Origin of the sequence: Rahnella sp. BCC 1045, assembly GCF_019049615.1 — a bacterium.
GTDB classification, from domain to species: Bacteria; Pseudomonadota; Gammaproteobacteria; order Enterobacterales; family Enterobacteriaceae; genus Rahnella; species Rahnella contaminans.
Genome location: NZ_JAFMOZ010000045.1, coordinates 1 through 1,416 on the forward strand (window position 1 = coordinate 1; position 1,416 = coordinate 1,416).

General features: G+C 32.8%; 2 protein-coding genes. Both read left to right on the top strand.

The window, feature by feature from the left end; all coding sequences use genetic code 11:
* A partial coding sequence (locus J1782_RS00270) for a nucleoid-associated protein (protein WP_217151903.1) occupies window positions 1–686 on the top strand: 686 nt, incomplete at its 5' end.
* A partial coding sequence (locus J1782_RS00275; protein WP_217151904.1) for a hypothetical protein occupies window positions 683–1,416 on the top strand: 734 nt, incomplete at its 3' end. The genes J1782_RS00270 and J1782_RS00275, both read left to right, overlap by 4 nt.

The following is a 1,416-nucleotide window of genomic DNA, read 5'->3' on the forward strand; positions in this document are numbered from 1 at the left end:
TTGTCATACTTAAAATAGAGCACAGCGATTTCTTTGATGAGATAGAATCTAAAATTAAAAAGGGACTCCCTCTTAATCGTCAAAGACTCCAAAAATCGTGTTTAGTTAGCTTCAGTAATACATATGATGTTGAAGAGATACTTATATCTGATAGCGGAGCGTCGATCAGTGAATACTGGTGGAAAAGTTTCCTTAGTACCGTAGAGCTTCAAAGTTCTGAACTCAATACAAAAAATGCATTCGGATCAATAGAGAGCTTCCTTAAAAGGGAAGTTGAAAAGCACTCTTCTGTCGACTATTGGTATATGCGTAATGATATTATTACTTACTTTAGAAATAATGATCAATTTGCATACGATGAAATCGTAGAAAAAGTTCGTTCTCACAAACCCGAAAGTCCAGTAATCAATGAACGATTCGAAAGCATAATTGAAAAATTCAAGGCATTGCCAGACCATAAAACCTCAAAATTTGATAGGCAATTTGAATTAGAACCAAGTGTAATTCGTGCTAGAATTAAGAAAACCATTGTTTTATCTGATAATATTGAGTTAAGAATTAATGGTGAAGTAGCTGATTTTCGTAAAAAAATCGTTCCAGACTCTGATGAGTTAGGCAAGTATTTGAAAATTTACTCGGATGCTGGATACGAAGAGTTTGGTGGGGAAAAAGAAGAAAAATTATGAATATAGTAGCCAAAATATCCGATTTATTCATGCCGTCGCAAGAAGTCTCTTCTTGCGACAACTTTATTATGTTTAAGGCTGAATATCGTATTTTAGAAACTACTATCCACCTTGATTATTCCCAACGAGTGGCAGAATTAACCACCGAGGCCATCAATAACAATTTAGATATTGATGTTGAATTTAAATTTCAGGCTTATGATTCGTTCAACCTTCTTATTTCTTCTGAGCATTGTAGTGACCTTCAGCAAGTAAGAGATCATCTTGATAATGCTATTCAATTTAGAGAAATCGACGATACTGTTACTATGTCGATTTCTATTCATAAAAGAGATGCATTAGAAAAAGATAATAAGATTCATATATTCAATTTTGATAACTTCGTTAGTAATGTCTTCAGGGAAAATGGAACTACAATTTTACCGCTACTTAACTCCTTTGATTTAAATAAGGAGCTAATCTTCAATATTTGGAATGATATTCATTCCTTTGGGTCTGAGACAATTAAGTTTGTTAGCCAAAATGATATGGTTAGTTCTCGTGAACTTAATATCTCTCGCGACGAAATTATTTCTAAAAGGAATAAAAGCTGCCATTTTATAAATGATTCACAATACAAATTTGTTCCTGAAGATTTCTTTATTACACCTTCAGAATCTTGTCATCCCGATATTAAACATGCATTTGATTCTCTGTTAACTACTTTTTTGATAGTTTATCTCACTGATAC